General features: G+C 66.2%; 2 protein-coding genes and 2 pseudogenes. All 4 read right to left on the bottom strand.

Going from position 1 to position 1706, the window contains the following annotated elements:
• Window positions 1-220, bottom strand: a pseudogene (locus EN780_RS33595) (peptidase S8); the annotation flags it as partial.
• Entirely contained in the window at window positions 210-878 is a 669-nt protein-coding gene (locus tag EN780_RS33590; protein ID WP_128276403.1) for an anti-sigma factor, read from the bottom strand. The gene EN780_RS33590 and the pseudogene EN780_RS33595, both read right to left, overlap by 11 nt.
• A complete protein-coding gene (locus tag EN780_RS33585) occupies window positions 875-1441 on the bottom strand; it encodes a sigma-70 family RNA polymerase sigma factor (protein ID WP_128276402.1) in 567 nt (188 codons plus the stop codon). Before EN780_RS33585 ends, EN780_RS33590 begins: the two co-directional genes overlap by 4 nt.
• Window positions 1442-1605: 164 nt before the next feature.
• A pseudogene (locus EN780_RS33580) lies at window positions 1606-1706 on the bottom strand (IS110 family transposase); the annotation flags it as partial.

Below are 1706 nucleotides of genomic sequence, written 5' to 3'. Positions count from 1 at the left end.
GGTCGACGATCAGGGCAGGCAGAAAGACGGCGCCGGCCGGGCCGGCACCAGGCGTACCGCCGCCATCATCCTTGGCGCAGTCGGCGCCGGCGGCGTTTGTCCCGTCGGGACACTCGGTCTTGGCCGGCGGCTGGTCCTCGCTCTGGGCAAAAACGGGCGTGGCGGCGATTGTCATAGCCGCCAGCAGGAACCCAAACGCGATGACCGGTTTAGCCGCCACTGGCCGGTTTCCTTCCCTCGATCACAGCATCGGCGAAAGGCTGGGCGGCAATAAGGCCGAGCAGCTTCTTGTAATCGTCTCCGGTCTCGGCCGGGATGGCGATGCGGAAGACGCCGTCGGCGGTCGGCCCGCCGGTGATTTTCAGCCTGTTCCGATCGAGGAAGGCGGCGATATCAGCCATCTTCGCCTCCGGCTTGAACTTGACCAGCGCGAACGGCAGCTTCGCCAGCTCGTCCTCGGCGCCGGCGATCTCGAAATCGTTGCCCTTGCCGCCGGGCTCAACGAAGGATTGCACCACCACCAGCGCCAGCAGGGCCGCCGCGGCCGCCCAGGCGACGGTGGCGGGCACCGCCATGAAACGATTGAGGGCCTGCGCCAGCCATGACGGGCTGGCCGGCGCACGTGCCGGACCGGCCTCGGCTTCGAGCGCACGGGCGAAGCGGCTCAGCGCATCGGCCGGCGGGCGGATCGCCTCGTTGGCGGCGGCGGTGCCGGAGAATTCGGCCTCGGCCTCGCCGAGCGCGGCAAGTGCCGCCGGATCGTTCGCCAGCCATTCCTCGACGGCTTCCAGCTCGGCGCCTTCCAGCGAGCCGTTCAGGTAGAACGGCAGCAGCGTTTCCATCTCGTCGCGGCGCGACATCTTTTCAGCGGCGCTCATGGCCACCCCCTGTCGTAACCGGCGGACTTGAGGGCCTCGCCGAGTTTCTTGCGGGCGTAGAACATCCTGGTCTTGACGGTGGCGACGGGAATGCCGAGCACCTCGCCGATCTCGGTAACCGACTGTCCGTGGTAATAGGCGAGGTCGATCACCGTGCGATGCTCCTCCGGCAGGGCGTCGACGAAGCGCCGCAGGGCGGCGCCCTTGTCTTCCTTCATGGTGACGACTTCCGGCGTGTCGGCGCTGTCGGGGACCTGGGCCGCGTCATCGTCGTCGATCCAGTCCTCCTTCTTCTTGCGCAGCGAGGACAGCGCCTTGAAGCGGGCGATACCGAGCAGCCATGTCGAGACTTCCGAGCGCCCTTCGAAGCTGGGCGCCTGGCGCCACAGTTCGAGGAACACCTCGTTCGCGATATCGTCGGCCATCATTTCCGATCCCGTCTGGCGCACCACGAAACGGTAGACCCGCGCGTGGTGACGCATGAACAGGAGCCGCACGGCAGCCCGGTCGCCCTTCGCGACCCGGTCGACAAGCGCGCGATCGGTCTCCATCGCCGCCGTCATGGCCGGTCGAGCCGCCTAGCTCCTCGTAGCTCTGTCGCCGATCGGTCCAAAAAGGTTCATCCTTCCGCCAAGGAATTTTCGGGAGGCTAACCGAAGAGCGGGGACGTTGCCAGAGTATCTGCCTTCTCCCCGTCACTATACGGGGAGAGCGACTGTCTTGGCTGTCAAGCTGTTTGCCATGGTTTTTGGTCGCGGATGATGGCGTTGAGAATGGTCAGCAGCTTTCGCATGACGGCCACGACGGCGACGATCTTCGGCTTGCCGA

The sequence above is a fragment of the Mesorhizobium sp. M4B.F.Ca.ET.089.01.1.1 genome (genome assembly GCF_004022605.1).
GTDB classification, from domain to species: Bacteria; Pseudomonadota; Alphaproteobacteria; order Rhizobiales; family Rhizobiaceae; genus Mesorhizobium; species Mesorhizobium abyssinicae.
This window is presented reverse-complemented; position numbering and strand designations above follow the sequence as displayed.

What these genes read in the sequence shown, in the direction of transcription:
- EN780_RS33590 (WP_128276403.1), bottom strand. Translation starts at nt 878, where the DNA reads ATGAGCGCCGCTGAAAAGATGTCGCGCCGCGACGAGATGGAAACGCTG.
- EN780_RS33585 (WP_128276402.1), bottom strand. Translation starts at nt 1,441, where the DNA reads ATGACGGCGGCGATGGAGACCGATCGCGCGCTTGTCGACCGGGTCGCG.